14 protein-coding genes and 1 pseudogene are annotated in these 19,937 nt (G+C 52.3%); 9 read left to right on the forward strand and 6 right to left on the reverse strand.

Annotated elements, in window-relative coordinates:
- Positions 1-228: 228 nt before the first annotated feature.
- The 3 genes from acnA to Pr1d_RS00545 all read left to right on the forward strand — a co-directional run bounded on the left by acnA (position 229) and on the right by Pr1d_RS00545 (position 6,841).
- The gene (gene acnA, locus Pr1d_RS00535; RefSeq protein WP_148071677.1) at positions 229-3,048 is read left to right on the forward strand and encodes an aconitate hydratase AcnA; all 2,820 of its coding nucleotides are present in this window, start codon (positions 229-231) and stop codon (positions 3,046-3,048) included.
- A gap of 98 nt (positions 3,049-3,146) precedes the next feature.
- Positions 3,147-4,688 carry a sulfatase family protein gene (locus Pr1d_RS00540; RefSeq protein WP_148071678.1) on the forward strand — a complete coding sequence of 514 codons (1,542 nt, stop codon included), beginning with the start codon at positions 3,147-3,149 and terminating at the stop codon, positions 4,686-4,688.
- A 236-nt stretch (positions 4,689-4,924) separates the two neighbouring features.
- The gene (locus Pr1d_RS00545) at positions 4,925-6,841 is read left to right on the forward strand and encodes a mucoidy inhibitor MuiA family protein (RefSeq protein WP_148071679.1); all 1,917 of its coding nucleotides are present in this window, start codon (positions 4,925-4,927) and stop codon (positions 6,839-6,841) included.
- Positions 6,842-7,005: 164 nt separating this feature from the next.
- On the opposite strand, the gene Pr1d_RS00550 is transcribed toward Pr1d_RS00545, so the two are convergent.
- Positions 7,006-7,317, reverse strand: coding sequence for a winged helix-turn-helix domain-containing protein (locus tag Pr1d_RS00550; protein ID WP_168204983.1), 312 nt, complete (start codon positions 7,315-7,317; stop codon positions 7,006-7,008).
- A gap of 167 nt (positions 7,318-7,484) precedes the next feature.
- A complete protein-coding gene (locus Pr1d_RS00555; protein ID WP_148071681.1) occupies positions 7,485-7,847 on the reverse strand; it encodes an STAS domain-containing protein in 363 nt (120 codons plus the stop codon).
- Positions 7,848-7,999: 152 nt separating this feature from the next.
- Here Pr1d_RS00555 and Pr1d_RS00560 point away from each other — a divergent pair, with 152 nt between their 5' ends.
- The 3 genes and pseudogenes from Pr1d_RS00560 (at position 8,000) to Pr1d_RS00570 (ending at position 11,022) form a co-directional block, all read left to right on the forward strand.
- On the forward strand, positions 8,000-8,806 hold the full coding sequence (locus Pr1d_RS00560; RefSeq protein WP_148071682.1) for a M90 family metallopeptidase: 807 nt from the start codon (positions 8,000-8,002) through the stop codon (positions 8,804-8,806).
- A gap of 150 nt (positions 8,807-8,956) precedes the next feature.
- Positions 8,957-10,309 (forward strand): glycosyltransferase, encoded by a 1,353-nt coding sequence (locus Pr1d_RS00565; RefSeq protein WP_148071683.1) that lies wholly within the window; start codon positions 8,957-8,959, stop codon positions 10,307-10,309.
- A 23-nt stretch (positions 10,310-10,332) separates the two neighbouring features.
- Positions 10,333-11,022 (forward strand): annotated as a pseudogene (locus Pr1d_RS00570) (HAD family hydrolase).
- A gap of 47 nt (positions 11,023-11,069) precedes the next feature.
- On the opposite strand, the gene Pr1d_RS00580 reads toward Pr1d_RS00570, so the two are convergent.
- Positions 11,070-12,368 carry an amylo-alpha-1,6-glucosidase gene (locus tag Pr1d_RS00580; protein WP_148071686.1) on the reverse strand — a complete coding sequence of 433 codons (1,299 nt, stop codon included), beginning with the start codon at positions 12,366-12,368 and terminating at the stop codon, positions 11,070-11,072.
- A gap of 248 nt (positions 12,369-12,616) precedes the next feature.
- Complete coding sequence (locus Pr1d_RS00585; RefSeq protein WP_148071687.1) at positions 12,617-13,090, reverse strand: hypothetical protein; 474 nt, start codon at positions 13,088-13,090, stop codon at positions 12,617-12,619.
- Between the two features lie 994 nt (positions 13,091-14,084).
- On the opposite strand from Pr1d_RS00585, the gene Pr1d_RS00590 reads away from it, so the two are divergent.
- Together Pr1d_RS00590 and Pr1d_RS00595 are read left to right on the forward strand one after the other, a co-directional pair.
- Positions 14,085-14,756: a PEP-CTERM sorting domain-containing protein gene (locus Pr1d_RS00590; RefSeq protein WP_148071688.1), complete on the forward strand. Its 672-nt coding sequence runs from the start codon at positions 14,085-14,087 to the stop codon at positions 14,754-14,756.
- A 93-nt stretch (positions 14,757-14,849) separates the two neighbouring features.
- Entirely contained in the window at positions 14,850-15,695 is an 846-nt protein-coding gene (locus Pr1d_RS00595; protein WP_148071689.1) for a PEP-CTERM sorting domain-containing protein, read from the forward strand.
- On the opposite strand, the gene Pr1d_RS00600 is transcribed toward Pr1d_RS00595, so the two are convergent.
- Complete coding sequence (locus Pr1d_RS00600) at positions 15,647-16,720, reverse strand: DUF1559 family PulG-like putative transporter (protein WP_148071690.1); 1,074 nt, start codon at positions 16,718-16,720, stop codon at positions 15,647-15,649. The two genes, Pr1d_RS00595 and Pr1d_RS00600, sit on opposite strands and share 49 nt — an antisense overlap.
- A 52-nt stretch (positions 16,721-16,772) precedes the next feature.
- A complete protein-coding gene (locus Pr1d_RS00605; RefSeq protein ID WP_168204985.1) occupies positions 16,773-17,960 on the reverse strand; it encodes a PEP-CTERM sorting domain-containing protein in 1,188 nt (395 codons plus the stop codon).
- A 365-nt stretch (positions 17,961-18,325) separates the two neighbouring features.
- On the opposite strand from Pr1d_RS00605, the gene Pr1d_RS00610 reads away from it, so the two are divergent.
- Positions 18,326-19,936: a choice-of-anchor I family protein gene (locus Pr1d_RS00610; RefSeq protein ID WP_148071692.1), complete on the forward strand. Its 1,611-nt coding sequence runs from the start codon at positions 18,326-18,328 to the stop codon at positions 19,934-19,936.
- Position 19,937 lies beyond the last annotated feature (1 nt).

The following is a 19,937-nucleotide window of genomic DNA, read 5'->3' on the forward strand; positions in this document are numbered from 1 at the left end:
ATAAACAAGAAGAGAAGCACGAATTTACTGTTGAAAGTGTACGGTGCAGGAGAAGTGAGCGGAAGTGTTTGAAGGGCTGAAATTGATGGGATACAGGGTCCAGACAAGCCAATCGAAAAACGCTAAAATGATGTTCCAAGCAAATTGGACGTAGAAAGTCCATTTCCAATGCTTGGAAATCCCAAATAGAACAGCACTAACAGCAATGAAATACGAAGGATCGCTACGATGGCCGCTCCCACCTTACAAATTGATCCCTTTGCAGCCCGAGACACGTTTGAGACTGGGAACGGCCTAGCCGGAATCTATCGGCTCGCCAAACTCGAAGAGCTGGGTCTAACCAAAGTAGCGGAACTACCCTACTCGATCCGCGTGCTACTGGAATCGTGTCTTCGAAACTGTGATGGCTACACGGTCTCCGAAGATGACGTCAAGAAGCTTGCGGCCTGGACAAAGAGCCGGGGCGTCCTCGCCCCCGGTGATTCTGGCGTCGAAGTTCCTTTCAAGCCCGCCCGAGTGGTCCTCCAGGATTTCACGGGCGTCCCCTGCGTCGTCGACCTCGCTGCCATGCGATCCGCCATGGAGCGACTCGGAGGTGATCCGGAGAAGATTAATCCCCTGGTCCCCGTCGATCTGGTGATCGACCACTCGGTGCAGGTGGACTACTATGCATCCGATACGGCGCTTGATTTGAACATCGAACTGGAATTCTCGCGAAACCGAGAACGCTACGAATTCTTGCGCTGGGGCCAGGAGGCATTTGACAATTTTCGGGTCGTACCCCCGGGTACTGGAATCGTCCATCAGGTAAATCTCGAATATCTTGCCAAATGTGTGTTCCTCTTGGACGATCACGCCGGTAAAGTGGCCGTCCCTGATTCGCTTGTCGGAACCGATAGCCACACCACCATGATCGATGGCCTCGGTGTTGTCGGTTGGGGCGTGGGAGGAATCGAAGCAGAGGGGGTTATGCTAGGCCAGCCGATCTACATGCTTATGCCTGAAGTCGTCGGCATGCAGCTCACCGGCAGGCTCCCCGCCGGGGCCACAGCAACTGATCTCGTGCTAACCGTCACCGAACAGTTGCGTAAAGAAAAAGTCGTCGGCAAGTTCGTCGAGTTCTTTGGCGAAGGTGTCTCGACAATGTCGCTAGCCGATCGGGCCACGATTGCCAACATGTCACCCGAATACGGGGCCACAATGGGTTTCTTTCCTATCGATGAAGAGACACTTCGGTACTTGCGCCGCACGGGCCGCACCGAGGCAGAGGTAGAGCTCGTCGAGAGCTATACCAAAGCTCAGGGCCTGTTTCGTACTGACGACGCACCCATCCCGACCTTTACCAAAACCGTCAAGCTCGATCTCTCAACCGTCGTACCAAGCTTGGCAGGCCCCAAGCGACCTCAAGATCGAATCCCCTTAACGGCAATGAAGTCCACCTGGCATCGCGATCTGGAAGAAGTCTATGGTAAACGCCCCAACAATGGGAGTCCGCAAGGTCGGTGGGAAGGGGAGGGGGGACAGCCAGCAGAAGCCGCTGCAACTGCTGAGGTAGAAGAAGCAGTCGCGATAGCTGATCCTGGATTCGATGGCATTGAAGTTGAAAATAACGGCGAGAAATTTCCCATTCAACACGGCAGCGTCGTCATCGCCGCGATCACGAGTTGCACGAACACGTCGAATCCTTCTGTCATGGTCGCCGCCGGACTTGTCGCCAAGAAAGCGGTCGAAAAAGGTCTCACCGTTCCACCCCATGTGAAGACAAGTCTCGCTCCAGGCTCACGAGTGGTGACTGACTACTTCGCCAAGTCAGGGCTCGACAAGTATCTCGACCAGATCGGTTTTAACACTGTCGGCTATGGTTGCACGACCTGTATCGGCAACAGCGGCCCACTCCCCGAACCAATCGCCAATGCCGTGGGCGAATACGATCTCGTGGTTTCTGGCGTACTCTCAGGTAATCGGAATTTCGAAGGCCGCATCAATCCGCATGTGAAGGCCAACTATCTGGCGAGCCCACCACTAGTTGTTGCATACGGTCTTGCAGGCACAACTGACATCGATCTTACTAAGGACGCCATCGGGACTGGTAAGGATGGCAAACCAGTCATGCTCGCCGACATTTGGCCAACTCATGATGAGGTCCAGTCGGCGGTGGAGAGCAGTGTGTTGCCAGAAATGTTCCAGGCCCAGTACGACAATGTTTGGGCAAAGAATCCCAAGTGGAATGAGATCGAAGTCACAGGAGGCGAGCTGTACGAATGGGACCCAGAAAGCACATACATACAGGAACCACCTTTTCTTGAGGATCTCAAACCAGAGGTGGATCCGATCAAATCAATCAAGGGAGCCCGTTGTCTAGCCTTACTTGGCGACTCGGTCACTACCGATCACATTTCACCCGCTGGTGCGATTGCCAAAGATAGCCCAGCTGGCAAGTTTTTGCAGGCCAATGGTGTCGAGCCGCGCGACTTCAACAGCTATGGTTCTCGCCGTGGCAACGATCGCGTTATGACCCGTGGCACGTTTGCCAATATCCGCATCCGCAACCAGCTCGCTCCTGGCACCGAAGGAGGAGTCACTCGCCATCTTCCCGATGGTGAAGTGATGAGTATCTACGATGCCGCGATGAAATACCGCGACGAAGACATTCCCCTGGTGGTACTTGCTGGCAGCGAATATGGCACCGGATCCAGCCGCGATTGGGCAGCGAAAGGGGCATTTTTGCTCGGTGTGAAAGCCGTGCTGGCGGCCAGCTACGAACGCATCCACCGTAGCAATCTCGTGATGATGGGCGTCTTGCCTCTGGAATTCCCCGGTGGACAAACCTGGGAGCGCTTAGGTCTCACCGGTGAAGAGACGTTCGATTTTCCTGAACTAGGCGATAACCTCAAACCCCGTCAGCAACTCAAAGTCATCGCCCGCCGAGCCGACGCCGACCCCATCGAATTCACCGCCACGGTCCGCATCGACACCCCCGTCGAACTCGACTACTACCGCAATGGTGGCATCCTGCAGACTGTGCTGCGGAAATTGATGAAGGGGTAGGGGTTGTCTCAAGCGTTTCTTCTACTGTTCTGCTACCAACTTAAGATCCTCCGCTAGTAGGAGGAAAAAACCTATCTCTAGCTCCTCAAGGCAATACCATGAAGATTCCTCTCTGTTTGATCACTCTCTCATCTTGGCTGCTTTTCCTCACGACTGCCCAAGCCACCCCGCGTCCCAACATCCTCTTCGTCTTTACCGATGACCATGCGTATCAAGCGATCAGCGCCTACGGTTCGCGGATCAACGAGACGCCTAACATCGACCGACTCGCCCATGAGGGGATGCGGTTCGACAATTGCTATGCCACCAATTCCATTTGCGGTCCTTGCCGAGCGGTGATTCTTACAGGTAAATATAGCCACCTTAATGGATTCCTTGTGAACGGCAACAGGTTTGATGGTGCCCAGCAAACGTTTCCCAAGCTTCTCCAAAAAGCAGGGTATGCAACCGCAATGATTGGAAAATGGCACTTAGAAAGCGAACCCACAGGATTCGACCATTGGGATGTCCTCGTAGGGCAGGGGACCTATTACAATCCGAACATGATCCGCGATGGCAAGCCGACGAAGAATGTTGGCTACACGACCGAACTCATTACCGACAAGGCTCTCGATTGGCTCAAGAATGGCCGTGATCAGGAAAAGCCCTTCATGCTGATGTACCAGCAGAAAGCCCCGCACCGGCCGTGGGATCCCGGTCCGAAGCAACTCGACCTCTACGAAGACGAGACCATACCCGAACCACCGACGCTGTTCGAGGATTATTCTCTCCGCGGCCCAGCTGCCCAGCATCAAGATATGACCATTGCGGAGACAATGGACAAACGCGACTTGAAGCTCATTCCACCGCGAGAATTGAACGAAGAACAACTGGCGAAATGGAATGCCGCGTACGAGGCTCGAAATAAGGCATTCCGCGAAGCGAACCTGACTGGCGATGCGCTGGTGCGATGGAAATATCAGCGCTACATAAAGGATTACCTGCGGTGTGTTGCCTCCGTGGATGAGCAATTAGGACGCGTCTTGGATTGGCTCGAAGAATCAGGTCTCGCCGAAAACACCATGGTCGTTTATTGCTCTGACCAGGGTTTTTACCTGGGAGAGCATGGCTGGTTTGACAAGCGGTGGATGTACGAAGAATCGCTCCGCACACCATTCTTAGTCCGCTGGCCGGGACACACCAAGGCGGGCTCCTTGAACGATGCGATTGTCTCGCCGGTGGATTTTGCCGAAACGTTTCTGGATGTCGCCGGCCTGGAGATCCCCTCCGACATGCAAGGCCGTTCGCTCGTCCCACTCTTAGAGGGCGAAACTCCTGCTGACTGGCGCACGACTTTCTATTATCACTATTATGAGTATCCAGGTTGGCACCATGTCCGTCGGCACTATGGTGTGACAGATGGTCGCTTCAAACTCATCTATTTCTACGAGCCGGATGTCGACGAATGGGAACTCTACGATCTGCTGCTCGACAAGAATGAATTACAAAACGTTTACGACAACAAAGCCTACGCGGGAGTGCGAAAACGGCTTGAGGGAGAACTCAAACGTCTGCGCAGCGAACTAAAGGTCCCTCAGAAAGACCCAGAAGCGTCGAATCTCAAGACGAATGCTCCCCGCACTCGGGTGCCGACTTCCTAGGAAAGAAATAGGCCGCGGACAAACACGGGCTGAGCGGATTATCGCGGATTTTTTAGGAAATCATTCATTCCTATCCGCGCATATCTGCCCGATCCGCGTTCATTAGCGACTAATTTCTTCTGAGAATCATCAATTTCCGGGAATCTTTTCGCTCTAAGCTGCGTCCAACCACGCAGGGACTCCCTTTTGGTAGAATTCGGGAGTATCGATTAGACTCATCACCACGGAGAACAACCATGATTCGCCACGCTTTTGCTGCACTGCTTGTCGTACTTTCGGTCAACTCATTTTCTGTCCAAGCCGCTGAGCCGGTATCAACCGAAGGGCACGTCTCGGCCGTTACCGTCTATCAAGGCCAGGCCCTGGTTACCCGCAAGATCGATATCGAAGAGACAGAGGGCCTCCTCGAATTGGTCGTGACCAATCTCCCCGAGTCAGTCCTTGCGGGCAGCCTGTTCGCCGAGCCGGGTGACGGAATTCAGATCCGCTCGGTCCGCTATCGAACCCGCCCTATTGAAGCCGACGTGCGGCAGGAGGTTCGCGAACTCGACGAACAAATCCAGGCCGTCGATGATAAGCTAGCCGCCGTAGCCCAAGAACGCGGCTTGCTAGCCCAACGGAGTCAATATCTCACTCAGCTCGCTCAATTTGCCGCAGTCACTTCCCAACAAGAACTCAAGAACGGCGTCCTCAACGCAGACACACTTAAGGAACTCACGCAATTTCAATTTTCTGAGCGAGATGAGATCGCCAAGCGCGAATTGGAACTGGCCCAAGAAGAACGGAGTCTAAACAAGGATAAAACCTTGCTCGTTCGCAAACGAGAAACTATTGCCGCAGGTTCCGCCCGCAATGTACGAGAAGCAGTCGTCTTCATCGATGTGCCAAAACGCACAGCTTCCCAATTGCAGCTTAGCTACCTGGTGGGAAATGCTAATTGGTCTCCCTCCTATAATATCCGAGCCACCGATGAGCGTGACCAGATCACGGTCGAGTACAACGCCTCGATCGAGCAAATGAGTGGCGAAGACTGGAACGACGTGGAGATGATCCTCTCCACGGCGACTCCCTCGCTCGTTGCCAAAGCACCACAACTCGAAGCCCTCGCAATCAAGCTGGGTAATCCTGCACCGCAACAACAGCAACAACCGATGTCGGCCGCAGAGAACTACAAGCAGGCCCAGCAGAACCTTGCGAAACTTGGCAAAATGCGCGGTCAGATCAATGCCGATGCATCCGGGCCTTTCGGTGACGTTGTTGCGTCGAGTCCACAATTGGAAGCCCGGAGAGCGGGACGTGGCCGTGGAGGATTCGGTGGGGAAGGTGGCGGTATGGGTGGCGGTATGGGTGGCGGTGTCGGTGGCTGGGGATTAGCAATGAGCGATACGGCTAGTGCCGACGCTGTTTTGAATCAAACTGCCGATCAGTTGCAACTCATGGACTTTAATAATTCGCTCAGCGAACTCAAGCGAGAAAAAGATTCAACACAAACACCTGCCGAAGGGGTGAGCGTCAGCTACCAGCTCGCCAACCGCACAAGCCTCCCCAGCCGTTCCGATCGGCAACTGATCCAGATTGCCTCGGTTCCGCTTGAGGGAGATTTTTACCGACTGGCAACCCCTGTATTGACCAGTTATGTCTACGAAGAAGCCCGAGTTTCCAATACCAGTGACCGCGTGTTCTTGGCAGGTCCGGCCGCCACATTCTTAGGTGGCCAATTCGTAGGGCGTGGCGAACTGCCCACCGTCTCCGTCGGCGAAAGCTTTACCGTGGGGCTTGGCATCGACCCTTCTCTCCGAACTCATCGAGAATTGGTCAACAAGGAGGAACAGATTCAAGGCGGAAACCGGGTCGTCGATTTCACCTATGAACTCACGCTGGAAAACTTCGGCGAAAAGGCGGCTTCCGTCCGTCTGCTCGATCGGCTCCCGACGGTGGGTGAGAACGACATCAAGGTAACACTTGTCAAATCCGATGAAGCGATCAGTACCAACGAAACCTACTTAATGACCGACCGCAAGGAAGGCATCCTCCGTTGGGACCTGGAAGTCCCTGCTCAAGCAGTAGGTCCCAAAGAAAAGGTACTGACCTACACGATGAAAATCGAGTACGACAAGCAGCTTTCGATCGTCGGCATGCCAAATAAGAAATAGATTTTTCTGTCATTCCGAGAGGAGTTTCACGACTTAAGGAATCTAGTTCGAACCATCACTGGCTCCCTAGGTGTACTGGTTATACAACGCAGATCCCTCTGGTCGTGAAGCTCCCATCGGGATGACAAATCCTCCTGGATTCGCTCACCACTTCAAAAAAGCGTCTACTTCAGCGACACCTTTGCGCTGCGTCCACTGGTCGTGAATTGAAGTTTCTCTTCACGTGCAAGCCAACCAACTCCTGCCAGCACTAGATCACTCGGAGCATCGATTTCCTTCTTCAATGCGGTTATCGTCAATTCTCCATTTTGGGAGAGCACGCTCCAAATATCGCCGGCAGTTATCCCAATTTGCTCGTTTCCCAACGCACCCTGTGTCTTGGAGGCGACACCGTTGGAGGACGACTTGCTAATGGATTGTTTCTTGGGAGTAGAAGTCTTTGCTACAGCAGACGAAGTTGCCTTCTTCTTGGCCATGGTGTTCTCCTTGCTCACGTTCATCAGGGAAAGGAGGATTGTTTTGCCGCATTCAATCCGACGCGCCACTAAGATACCCGAAACATGAGCCAGAGCCAAGAATGGAAATCCGTGGGGTAGGGCCCAAAATATCATCCCGACCTGGGCAGGGAAAACTATAGGGCAAGCTAGCGAAACAAGCCCGTCTTGTTGAAGGCCTTGCGGGCGGCATCCTCGTTGGCGGCGATATCGAACACCTTATTCAGCTTGGTAATCTTGAAGACTTCCATTATTTCCGGACAGATGCCACTCAACTTGAGTTTGGCATTGTATTCCTTCGACTTCTTATTGAGCTGCACCAGTTTGCTCAAGGCCGAGGATGCCATGAACAGAACCGGAGAGAAATCAATAATTACACGGTCTTCGGTGGATTTATTCACCTCCGTGTTCAGATCTTCAAAGAGTCGCTCCAAGACGACTGGTTCGACAAGCCGATCGTCCAATATATGGATCGTGAGAATTCCATCCTTCGAGGTAGTTTGAATCGGCATCGTTGGTTACCCTTCTACAGTGCCAAGTAAGTCAAAGACGACAAGCGTGTGCTACATTAGCATCTCATGCCATGAACTCTACGACAAGCGGAAACCCGTAATTTTCTTTGGCAAGACTGTTCTCTACAATACCTCTATGAGGAAGCTACAAGATGTTTTTCGGCTGGTTGAGGGAACGACGACGTCGCCGACTGCTGGCCGAGCCCTGGCCGAGCGAGTGGGAGTCGCACCTCTGCGACAATGTCTGGCAGTACTCACTCTTGGATACGACTCGCCAACAGAGAGTTCGTGATTTTGTCCATGTCATGCTCCAAGAAAAAGATTGGGCAGGGGGAAATCGTCTGATCGTTACCGACGAGATGCGTGTATCTATCGCCGGGCAGGCGGCCCTCCTTACGCTCGGTTTCGAGAAGTCCTATTACTTTGACCGATTGCAGACGATTATTGTCTATCCAGGAGTCTATCAATCCCGCCCAGCTGAGTCCTCCGAGCTGCTGCTGGGACATCTCGAATCGCCCCAATCGTTCCCCGATGTGCGATCGGGCGAATCTTGGCAGGGGGGGCCTATCGTACTGGCCTGGCAGGCTGTGCTGAGTGAAGGTCGCCGACCCAAGTGTGGACGATCCGTTGTGATCCACGAATTTGCCCACCACATGGATAGCCTCGACGGTACAACCGACGGGTCACCTCCGATGACGGATTACAAATTCGAGAAACAGTGGTTTCGGGTTACTTCGGCCGAATTCACTCGCCTGGTGCAAAGCAGCCAACGAGGGGAACGTACTTTGCTCGACAGATACGGAGCCACGAACCATGCAGAGTTTTTCGCGGTCGCTTCAGAATGCTTCTTTACTCGACCCCACCTGATGGCAGTTGAGCATGGCGAACTCTTTGCAGCCCTCGAACGTCTCTTCGGTCAGGATCCGCGCGAGTGGTTGCCGTCACCGTCAAATGCGTAATTAAGCTTCCTCGATATTTGTTTTACACTTCTCTGATAGATCAAAACACGCGTGAACATAGTGACTGCAGAGCATACTTATGCTTGAACTTAATTTCTGCTAGAATGCTTGCTCGAATTGAGAGTATCAGAATTCCCAGAGGAGGATCGAATGATGTCCCAATCGTCGCAGCGGATCATGATGATTTCTACCCATGGTTATGTTGCGGCCGAACCGGAATTTGGCAAACCAGATACCGGTGGCCAAGTAGTCTTCGTAATCGAACTATCTCGATGCTTGGCGCGTCTCGGCTATGAGGTCGACATTCTCACCCGCCAATTTGAAGACCAGCCTGCAGTTGAACCGGTCGACGACCGCGTGCGGGTTCTACGATTTCCATGTGGGGGAAGGCATTTCATTCCTAAGGAGACATTGTGCGAGGCCATCCCTGAATGGGTCCAGCGCGTCGCCACTTTCATTCGGGATGAAAGCCTCGACTACAACTTTATCAACAGCCATTATTGGGATGCAGGCCTAGCCGGACAGGCACTGGCCAATCGCTTATCCATTCCCCATATCCATACGCCGCATTCGATCGGTGCCTGGAAACGGGACAACATGGACGGCAATCCTGACGAATTGGAACAGAAATACAACTTCCGGCGTCGTATCCGCGAAGAGAAGGTGGTGTTCGACGAGTGCGATTTATTGATCGCCACGACTCCCGTCCAGCGAGATTTTCTCCTCCGTCCCGATGGAGAATACGATTGCACGCGGAACAAAATCCGAGTCATTCCTCCTGGCTATGACGACCGCCGTTTCTTCCCTGTCTCGCGAGCTTCACGCCGCAGTCTCAAACAACAGTTTGGACTCGATGGCCGCATCGTGCTGGCTCTGGGGCGGATCGCCAACAACAAGGGTTACGACCTCTTGATCCGTTCGATGAAAGAAGTCTTTGATCGTGTCCCAGAGGCAAAACTGGTATTGGCGATCGGCTCGACCTCTCCAAATCCTCAAGAAGCGGAAATGGTTGACGGCTTCAAGAATCTATCACGAGAGTTAGGGATAGAAGATCGCGTGATCTACCACGACTATATCCCTGATGAAGAACTGCCCGATTATTATCGTGCCGCTGACGTCTTTGCCCTCAGCAGTCGCTACGAACCATTCGGCATGACTGCCGTCGAAGCCATGGCCTGTGGGACACCCACAGTTGTGACTACCGAAGGTGGCTTATGGGAACAAGTCATGTGGGGCCGCGATGCGATTTATGCCAATCCATTTGATCCTCCCGCATTTGGCCATGCGATCGCCTCGGTGCTGCAATATGATGAAATCTACGACCAACTGGCGAAATACGGTTGCCAGAAAGCGCGTGCCCATTTCACCTGGACTGGCATCGCTCAACAATTGCTAGCGTCGGTGGACGATATTCCGCGTACTCCGCAAGAACCCAATCTTGTGTTCGAAGAAGCACCGATCCATAGTCTAGCAGGAGAAAAGTCGTGGACGACCGGTTCCTGATTGTCAGCGATGTCGACGGAACCATGCTGGGAGATGACGACGCACTGGAACGATTTGCTGCATGGCTGTCCTCGCGTCGTGAACAGTTTTATCTGGCCTACAATTCGGGACGCTTATCCGCTTCTATTCGGCAATCGGTTGAGACGACGCTGTTGCCTGAACCCGATGCCTTGATTGGTGGCGTGGGAACGCAAATCGAGTTCTTTGTAAATCGCCAAACGCTCGACGATTGGCCGGTATCTGGGGCGAATTGGAATCTCCTGGTCATCCGCGATACCCTCGCCGCTTGCGAGGGACTCGACTTGCAGCCCGACGAGTTTCTCTCAGAGCACAAACTCAGTTACTACGCTTACGTTGCCAGCGAAAATGATCTGGCCCTTTGGATGTCCCTGCTCGAAAAAAACGGGCAGTGTGTCCAGATTGTCTACAACTCAGTGAGCGACCTCGATATTCTTCCCGTCGGCGTCAACAAAGGAACAGCCTGCGCAGATTTGGCCGAGCATTAGAATATTCGAGCCGAGCGGGTGCTCGTCTGCGGCGACACAGGCAATGACCGCTCTATGTTCTAGCAAGACTTGCTAGGTGTGGTCGTCGGCAATGCACTTCCTGAACTCAAATCGCTTAAGTCCTTGCATATCTACCACGCCCAAGGACACTACGCCGCAGGAGTTGAAGAGGGAATTCGCTATTGGCTGGAGGCAAGTCTTCGTTAGCCGCGTCGTGGCTGCCAGGTTCCTCGAGGCAGAGCGTGTTCCCGGGCTCAAAACTGCCCATCCGGTTCTGGCTCCAGATGCAGATCGTGGCAGGCTTTCACGAAACTGGCTGCACTCCACGCTTGATACGCCTTGCCCATCGGCCGACCAGTTTCGGCGTGATGCCATTCGTTAAACTCCCACTCGTTCTTCACTCCCTGCGAACAGAGACTCGCCAATTTGACTAATTCGCGACGAGCAACCTCGGGCATCCCCAGCTTGTGAATGTAACGAACCCACAAACCGCCGATGAAGGGCCAGATGCCACCGTTGTGGTAATGATTGGGCAGATTGAGGACGTTGACCGCAAAATAGTCACGCCACTCCGGATCGCCAGCGTGAATCGGCGGGTACATGTTGCGCACTGGCCCTGGCTCGTTGACGCCAACTCCCCACAAGAACCGGAACGTCATCATCGCCCGATCCTTGTCAACCAGCTTTGTCAGATACGCCAGGAGGTTGCCGTAGACATCGCATCGCCAGCTGTAATTGAATGGCGATACTTGCGCGACCAAATAGCGAGCGTCACCCAGCTGATATTGCACATCGGCAAAACTAGGACCACTTTGGGACTCATCGTGGATCGTTGATGGCCAAAACCGGCGCAAGATCATACTCTTCACATGCTCAGACCAATTGCGATAATCTTCGGCTCGATCATTCTCGCCATGGTGATCAAGCATGTCGGCATGGCATTGAAGACAACGGTGCCAGAGCACCTCGTCATAAAGCACATGATAGCTACGGGCGAATAGGTCGGTCCAATCTCCCGCTTCTGGGATCTCCAGCAGGCCACAATTGTTAGCGTCGAGGGCACCGAGCCAATCCACGGCTTTCTGCAAAGTGTCTCGAAACTCCTCCGCCAGCGACCAATCCCCGAGATGTCGGCAAAGGTGGTGGACGGCGATGATCGTCCACAAGGCACTGTCGATCGAAGTGATTCCCCCTACGCCACCGTACTCGGGCTCGTCCGAATCAATCAGCACATGCGCCGGAAGTTGCCCAGCAGGTGCCTGATGGGAGAGAATCGTACGAAGGGTTTGGAATTGGCAATTTCGGATATGCTCGTCATCCAGATCAAGCGTCCAAATGATCGTTTTGGCTCCGTCGCGGGCCCATACGGAGCGATAGTTTGCGTCTGTTCCACAAACTTGGTTGTCATTGAGCGAACAGGCTGAGAAACCCTTGGGCGTGATGTTCCGCTCCAGGGCATCGACAGCCCGGCCATAGCCCAACTGCAAGAGAGCTTGGTCCTCTGCGGTAAGATTGCTGTAGTGACTGGGATCAAAAAGGATGGGCTTCGGCAAAACAGTGGCTCCTTCAGGGCAGAGACGCGACAATCACTCACAGACAACATGCTAACCAAACCTAGCATGATAACAGAAACACTTTACCGTGGGGGTAGTGATTGGGCAGATTATGCGGATGTTTTTTTAGCACACAGTTGTCGACTATCAGCCGCATCACGCTAGCGACTCGTTCCTCTGGCAAAGCATAACAACCGGATGCTAGCGCACCGTGGATGATGTAAATACGAGTAAATTTACGTCTCTATTCAACGTCTCAATTCAAAAGGAGTCAGCGAATCCTGGTAGCGCTCTAACGACTGCGCTGGTTCAAGGTTAAAGACAGCCCGCCCATTGGTGGTCCAAGAGTGGTCTCGATAAGCAAAGATAGCCGTGGCACATCGCAGATTGCTCACTGCTTCGACATCTTCCATGTCTCCCCCTGCGATGGCTTCGAAGCTGATCGAGGCGGTTACAAGTGCATACAATTCGCCAGTTAGCTGATCGGTCGCAAACAGCGGTTCGCCGGAGAGTTCGCAGTTTTTCCAGGTCAGCCCCCGAGGCTTGCCGGTGGCATCTGCTGCGGCCAAGAATTTCTCTGTCAGAACTGGACGTTGCTCTTCGAACGATTGAATCGCATCTCTGCGAGTAGCCTCGATTTGAGCTTTTCGCCACCTTCTCCACAGTGCACCAGAGACTATAGCAATTCCTAAGCCAATTAAACAAACGACGAAAAATCGCATGCAGCAACTTCAAATTGAGGATCTGGGGGTCACACTACTAGCAAGTGTAAGAGAAAAGTGTGCTGTTTGACAGGCAATGCTGCTTCCATATGGTGCGAAGTTGCATAAAACCCGAGCAGTAAGCGTCAGTTTTGAGGCGATCTCTGCGGACGAGATTGTGGCGCAGGGAGCACTTGGTGGTCGGACTCGCCGGGGAAAGAAAATAAAGAATCCCCGGGTTCCGGTAGTAAAACACTGTCTTCGGTGCCAGAGTGATCTGGAGTGACCAGAGCATCAAGCTCAGCATGGCAACCGGGGCTCTCAAATCCGCCACGGAAGGATTCGCAGTAGGCCAAGCCACTAGAGAGACATCCCCGAGTATGCACACAGCGAGGGACTCGAAGCGGCGCACAGCCATGAGTCCGAATCATCGGTACGTGGTGCCCTGGCCCGCAACCAAAGCCACAGTATTGTGCATGGGTACTGGGCAAGTGCCAGTAGCCTATTGATTGGGCAGATGAAGTGCCCGCCAACATTAGTGCCAAGAGAGCGGCACAGCAGAATTGGCGATGCAAAGACATTTGCTTTCTTCCATGAAGGGCAAAATCGAACGGATACTAACTGCATCGAACTACGATAACGTCGTTCATTAATTATAGCGCTGAGGAGTTGCCAATCATTTCACATTAATCCTTCGAGGGGGCATCAAGACCGGAATAACCCGACGACTCAATCTACGCACCTAGGCAATGCTCCCCCGACCTGAGCCGAAGGGCCCTACCACAAAGCATCTCCGGGTTAGTTGAGAACCACTGAGGTAGTCCGGACAGGAGCAACTCTCGGCAGCTTCATGGAATCTTAATGACTCATTAACAATCGCTCTATTTAGACAATGCTCACAAATTCTTCATAGATCCTTCACCCTGTCGCGCTAAACTCCAGCCATGGGATTGGGCTTGTAGTCCCAGTCCGTGGTTTTCAGTTTCTTAAACTTACGACAGATGGAGTGGATTTAATGAGAATCTTACTGTGTGCGGCGGCTTTGGCCGCTTTGTTAAGCAGCCAGGCGATGGCTGCCTTTGACTTGCGAATTACCGAAATTTGGCCCGGAAATACCGATGGCGAGAATCTGACCGATGATTGGTTTGAAGTAACCAATTATGGTGATATGGCCTGGGTGGAAGCGACCGACGGTAATCTCTATTTTGACGACGATTCTTTCGATGCCACTACAGCAGACCTTTTGTTTGGCGTGGATACTATTGCTCCCGGCGAGTCTGTCATCTTTGTCGATGGAAACGCAGGAACAGGGGGGATCAACACCTTTTTATGGGCCGATACTTGGGGCACTTTGGTTAGCCCACTTCCTCAAGTTGGCTCCTACGAGGGGTCCGGACTTGGTCAAGGTGGGGATGCAATCGGATTGTGGATAACTTCAGTGGCACCAACAGGGTCACCTGACATCACTGGTTCCTATCCCGACGGCAATGGCTCCCTTGGAGGTTCTTACGACCTCGTTCTCGGATCATTCAGCACAGTAGGCAATGCCGCAGGTGCTGTGGCAACTGCCGTCAACGATATCGGCGAACCTGCTATTGGCTCACCCGGCTCGGTTGGAGTCCCAGAACCAGCTAGCTTGGCATTGGTTGGCATGAGTTTGGTTGTCTTTAGCCTGCGACGCCGGTAATTACACTTCGATCTTCAATGTGACCATTAGATACCCCGTTCTGAACCCTTTCAGAACGGGGATTGTTTTTATACGAATTCAAGGACAATTCCTATGACTAACCCAATATTACGCTGCGTACTGGTCTTAATTGCGGGACTATCTTCTCAGTCCAATACCTTCGCTATTAGCTTTCACTTTGGTACCGACATTGGGGGCGAGAACAATGCTTACGTGGGACAACCCATGGCGAATATTGTCTCTGAGGGCACTACAGCAACTTTCATGGCTGCACCTATAGGCACCTTGTTAGACGATAGCGACGCACAAGGACTAGGTATCGATTCAAGAAGTCTATCAGATGCAATCGATGGGACTGCAACAGGTGACAGAACTAAATTCAATCTTCTCGAAGGAAGCCACAATTCGACCAGCCTTGGTGAGTCTCTCACTTTCTCATTCAATCAGGCAGGTGTACTCAACGACATCTTGTTTGATGGCGTTAAAGACGAGACACTCGAATACTTCATATTGACCTTTCCCAATGGATATCAGATCACTATCTTTGACTCCCAGGCCGAATACCGACTCGATCTACAAGGATATCATCTGACCGACTTGAACGTGCCAAACCCTATCGAGTGTCAATTCGAGGACGATGATTTAACAGGGATCAACTATCCATACCTTGCGGATGAGGTATTTACACTCACCTATGGCGAAGGCAACTATGCCGATGTGCCGAACTACAGGACCAATCCACGTTTTCCTCAATTTCCCAATGACGTGGGAGACGGATCGCGACTCCAGGGCATCGTAGTGACCTCGATCCCCGAGCCAACAAGTGTCCTGCTGTTCCTGCTTAGCTGCGGAGGTTTGACGATGTGGCGACACCCAGGCGGTAGTGCAAATCATTCCGAAATCAATTCTTCGCCATTCCGCGTACATAGAGCGAAATAGACGTCACGCTCAGTGTCGTCCCGCAGGAATTGCACCGAGCCATCGCAGCGAAGCGTCTGAACGCCGCCAGGATGGTCAGAGAAGAATTCCTCATAAGCAAATTGATACTTGGCAGCGGGATTAATCGCCGAGATCTTTTCCCCACAAACAGGACTCTCAGGATCTAGCTTCACTCGGCTAATATTCTTATCACTAGCCCAGGCGCCTGAAAACTCGTCCGTTGACAACGTATTCTCGCCGTTGCATTTGAGACCTTCCTCAGCACCGCGACCGCTCGATTCGCCAATCAGGATAGTGTAAGTGGCACCATCGGTAATCTCTTTGAACCGAACTACTGCGGATGAGCATGTTTCATTCTTGTTTAAACAGAGCCCCCCCGATTGCAAATACATCAGAATTCCCCGATCCAGTTTAAGGCTCGTGAAATTGCTCCCTCCTTCAGTCCCGTACGTAATTCCTGAGACTTTGTTTATGACATCCCAATCAGGTCCACGGATTCCCATATAATCAATGGTACCAAGTCCATTGCCCGTATGACCGGAGGAGCCTGAGGCCTCTGGCAGGCCAGTGAGTCGACCATCGTTTCCTCGAAAATTCTGTATGCGACCTGTACTAGGGCAACGATAGACATCGATCACCGTATTGGACGGCCCCGTGAGATCTGGGCGGTTGTTTGGTAATTCGGTTACACCAAACTTTAGATCGAATTGATTGAATACGCTTTGCTGCTCGATGTAGGGCAGATGCCAAACCGACCAGGAGAGGGCACGCTTTTCCGTAAGTCCGGCAGGCTTAAATTGCCCGGGTGGAAAGCTCTTGCGTGAACTCTCGTAGTTGAGCATGCCCAATCCTATCTGCTTCAGGTTGCTCATGCACTGGGCCCTGCGGGCTGCCTCACGAGCAGACTGAATTGCCGGTAACAAGAGAGCAACTAGCACTCCAATAATGGCGATAACAACCAACAACTCGACCAAGGTGAACGCTTTGAGCGAGCCACACGGTCGGCGCTTTTTAGTACGAAACATAGATGCCTCCAAGCAATGATTTACTCGTATCAGATTCCACAGGATCGAAATTTTATTCGCGGCGCTTCCGCCATAAGGCGACACTTCCCAAAACCAAGAGAACAAGGGAGGACGGTTCAGGGACGGCTACTACAATGCCAACCAAAGCACCTGCCCCTGTCCCGTAGTTGGTACGCCAAAGTGCTAAATCTGCACCCTCAACGGTACGGTCTCCATTCGCGTCACCATGCCGGCGGGTAGCATGTTGACCATCACCGAATCCAAAATTTCGCTGCCAAGTGAGAAAATCGCTGCCGTCGACATCACCGTCGAAGACATATTGGTCACCATTGTAGATTGCATCGAAATCGCCATCTTCGATATAGAGATTGGCTGACCCCATAGTTCCTGTAAGGTTCATGCTATAGGGGACTCCCTGACTGGTCTCTACGAATTGTCCAACTGCATCAACTCCGTGCGGCTCAGCAGATTGTCGAAAGTCACCGGTGCTTTGATATCCAGATGCATTGTCGTTGGTCAGATTGCTGACATGCCAGTCGTCGGCGGACGATCCTGTGCTGTTGCCCCAGCGGCCGAAATACTCGATTTCGAATCCTGCATCGATAAAGGTGGCACCTGCAGGGACATTGCCGCCACCATCAGGCGTCCCAGCGCTAAAGTTGATGGGTGCGTATAGGAGCCCATTGATATCGCTGGCTTCTCCATTGATTCCAATGGAATCGAAAACTGTCCAGCTATCGAGAATTGTTCCTGCATCAAGCTCGTTGTCATCATCGACATCTAGATCGATCAAGGGATCAGGCAAAGCGGGGATAAATGGGATTGTTGCTGAGCCTCCGTTGTTCTTCACCAGCATAAACGTGCCGCCGCTGTTCTCTAGAACGCCATTGTTACCTTCGTCAGAGAATCCAACGGAGCTAGTCGTAGGCCCCGACCCCCAGGTAAAGCTACTCAGAGTATTGTCCAGATTAGTAGCCTGCGAATCGAAGGCTGAATAATTTCCTCCCGCTTGGCGCAGTGTTAGAAAACCGTTTGCTCCCAGAAATGGAGTACTCAAACTACCCAGGTCGAATATCGCTTCGATCTCGCCTGGATTGGCAGTAGCACTGGTTTCATTTTCTAGCACGATCAGATAGTGATCAGCCAAAGATGCATTTGGCAGCCCACGCAGTTCGACATACTCGAACACTAGATCACCAGAACTACCGGGGGGATCGAGATAGATTTCATTGATGAACATCTGGCCAATACTGGCCTGCGAATTCACAGTGCAAAGCAAAAAGCAAGCAAAACCTGATTGCCGCAACGTCCTCATTAAATGCATTTCTTTGTTCCAAAGTTTTCATGATTCACACGTCCTTCGTGCGCAAGGTCACCAGGGTTGGTGATATGCGCTCATCGTATCGTCGCTTGCATGCGTCACAACGCCCTAGGCTCGACATCCTTCAAAAATCATCACTTCTTCACAATTCAATAACATTCCCTGCATACAGTCTTAACAATCCTTTAACAAACTAGACCCATCGACAGAACGTCGGGCGAGTGAAATGATCAAGTTTGCACAGGAACCCACCATCTGGTGAGTCGAAACAACGGGACCTTCGCGTGATAACTTTAAGTAAAGTTTGCTTTATTGCAGTTTGCGCTACGCAATTCCTACTACCTAAATCACAGGCAAGTGATCTCGTCGCTGAACTCGGCTGGCGATACGCAGCCCCTAGTGAATCTTGCGAGATTGCTGCGCATTGCTCGGAGACTCACAAGCTATTCGTAACTACAGGAGTCGGGATCGATGTGGTCGATGTCTCCACGGGACAGCAAACAGGTAGCATAGAGCATCCTGCTGGGTATCACCCGACCAGTGTTACTTGTTCAGGGGGAATGCTGGCTGTTGCTTGGGCTGCGGATGATAAGCACGAAAAAGGGATCATCACGATCTACGATTCGAATCAATTGGTCGAATTGGCAACTTCTTCAGCAGGCTTTCTACCTGACATGGTCACTTTCACACCAGATGGCAAGAGTTTATTAGTCGCCAACGAAGGGGAGCCGAATGACGACTACTCCTTTGATCCCGAAGGTTCAGTCACAATCATCACTCCTGGTGATGATTGGCAAGATGCCTCCGCGCGAGAAGTCCGCTTCACAAAGTTCGATTCGCAGAAAAAGCAACTGATCGCTGATGGAGTTCGTGTCTTTGGCCCCAATCAGGGCAACGACGATGGAATCGCAAGTGTCGCCCAGGACCTAGAACCAGAATACATTGCCGTCAGTGCCGACTCCAAGAAAGCTTGGATTACGCTGCAAGAGAATAATGCAATCGCAGAATTGGACATCGAACATGCTGAGATCACTACGATCTATCCACTAGGACTGAAGGATTTTCGAGTACGAGGTAATAATTCAGTAACAAGACTCGTTTCTGCCTCAGCGGGTACAGGGCTCGATGTAAGTGACCAGGACGGTGGAGTCCGAATTCGACACTGGCCTGTAGCTGGATTATTTCAGCCTGACGGCATTGCGACTTTTGAGCACAAAGATGAATCCTATCTCGTAACGGCCAACGAGGGCGATCCACGTTACTATGCCAATTTTTGCGAACCGATTCTAATCGGCTCAATCGCAGATAATGGTATACTCGTGGATCGCAACAACCCTGCACGTCATTTGACGAACCATCCCGATCTGGCTCGGTTAGAGATTTCTCGATCGGCAGGGGATCTGGACGGCGACGGCGATCTTGACGAATTCGTCTGCTTTGGCACCAGGTCGTTTTCTATTTGGCGACGAACCCCTGATGAACTGGAACTCGTTTTCGACAGTGGCAACGGATTTGAGCAAACCGTCGCACGTGAGGCCCCCCATCTGTTCAATGTCGATAGCTATCTGCCTAGTGTTCCAGACAATCGCAGCACAACTCGTGGCCCTGAACCTGAAAACGTCACTCTCATTTCGCTCGATAGAAGACACATCGCTGCTATTAGCTTGGAACGAACAGGGGGCGTAATGTTTTATGATGTTTCCAACCCTCGTTCCCCAAGTTTTCTCGGCTACTTGCAACCAAATGCTGAGCCAGAACTTCGAGATCGTGCGCCAGAGGGGCTTCTCTTCATTCCTGCTTCGCAGAATCCACTCCACAAACCACTGTTAGTCGTCTGCAATGAAGGGAGTGGCACCATGACGGCTCACACTCTTTCGCTCAATGTAGCGGAATAAC

This window comes from Bythopirellula goksoeyrii (assembly GCF_008065115.1).
In the GTDB taxonomy this organism is placed as follows: domain Bacteria; phylum Planctomycetota; class Planctomycetia; order Pirellulales; family Lacipirellulaceae; genus Bythopirellula; species Bythopirellula goksoeyrii.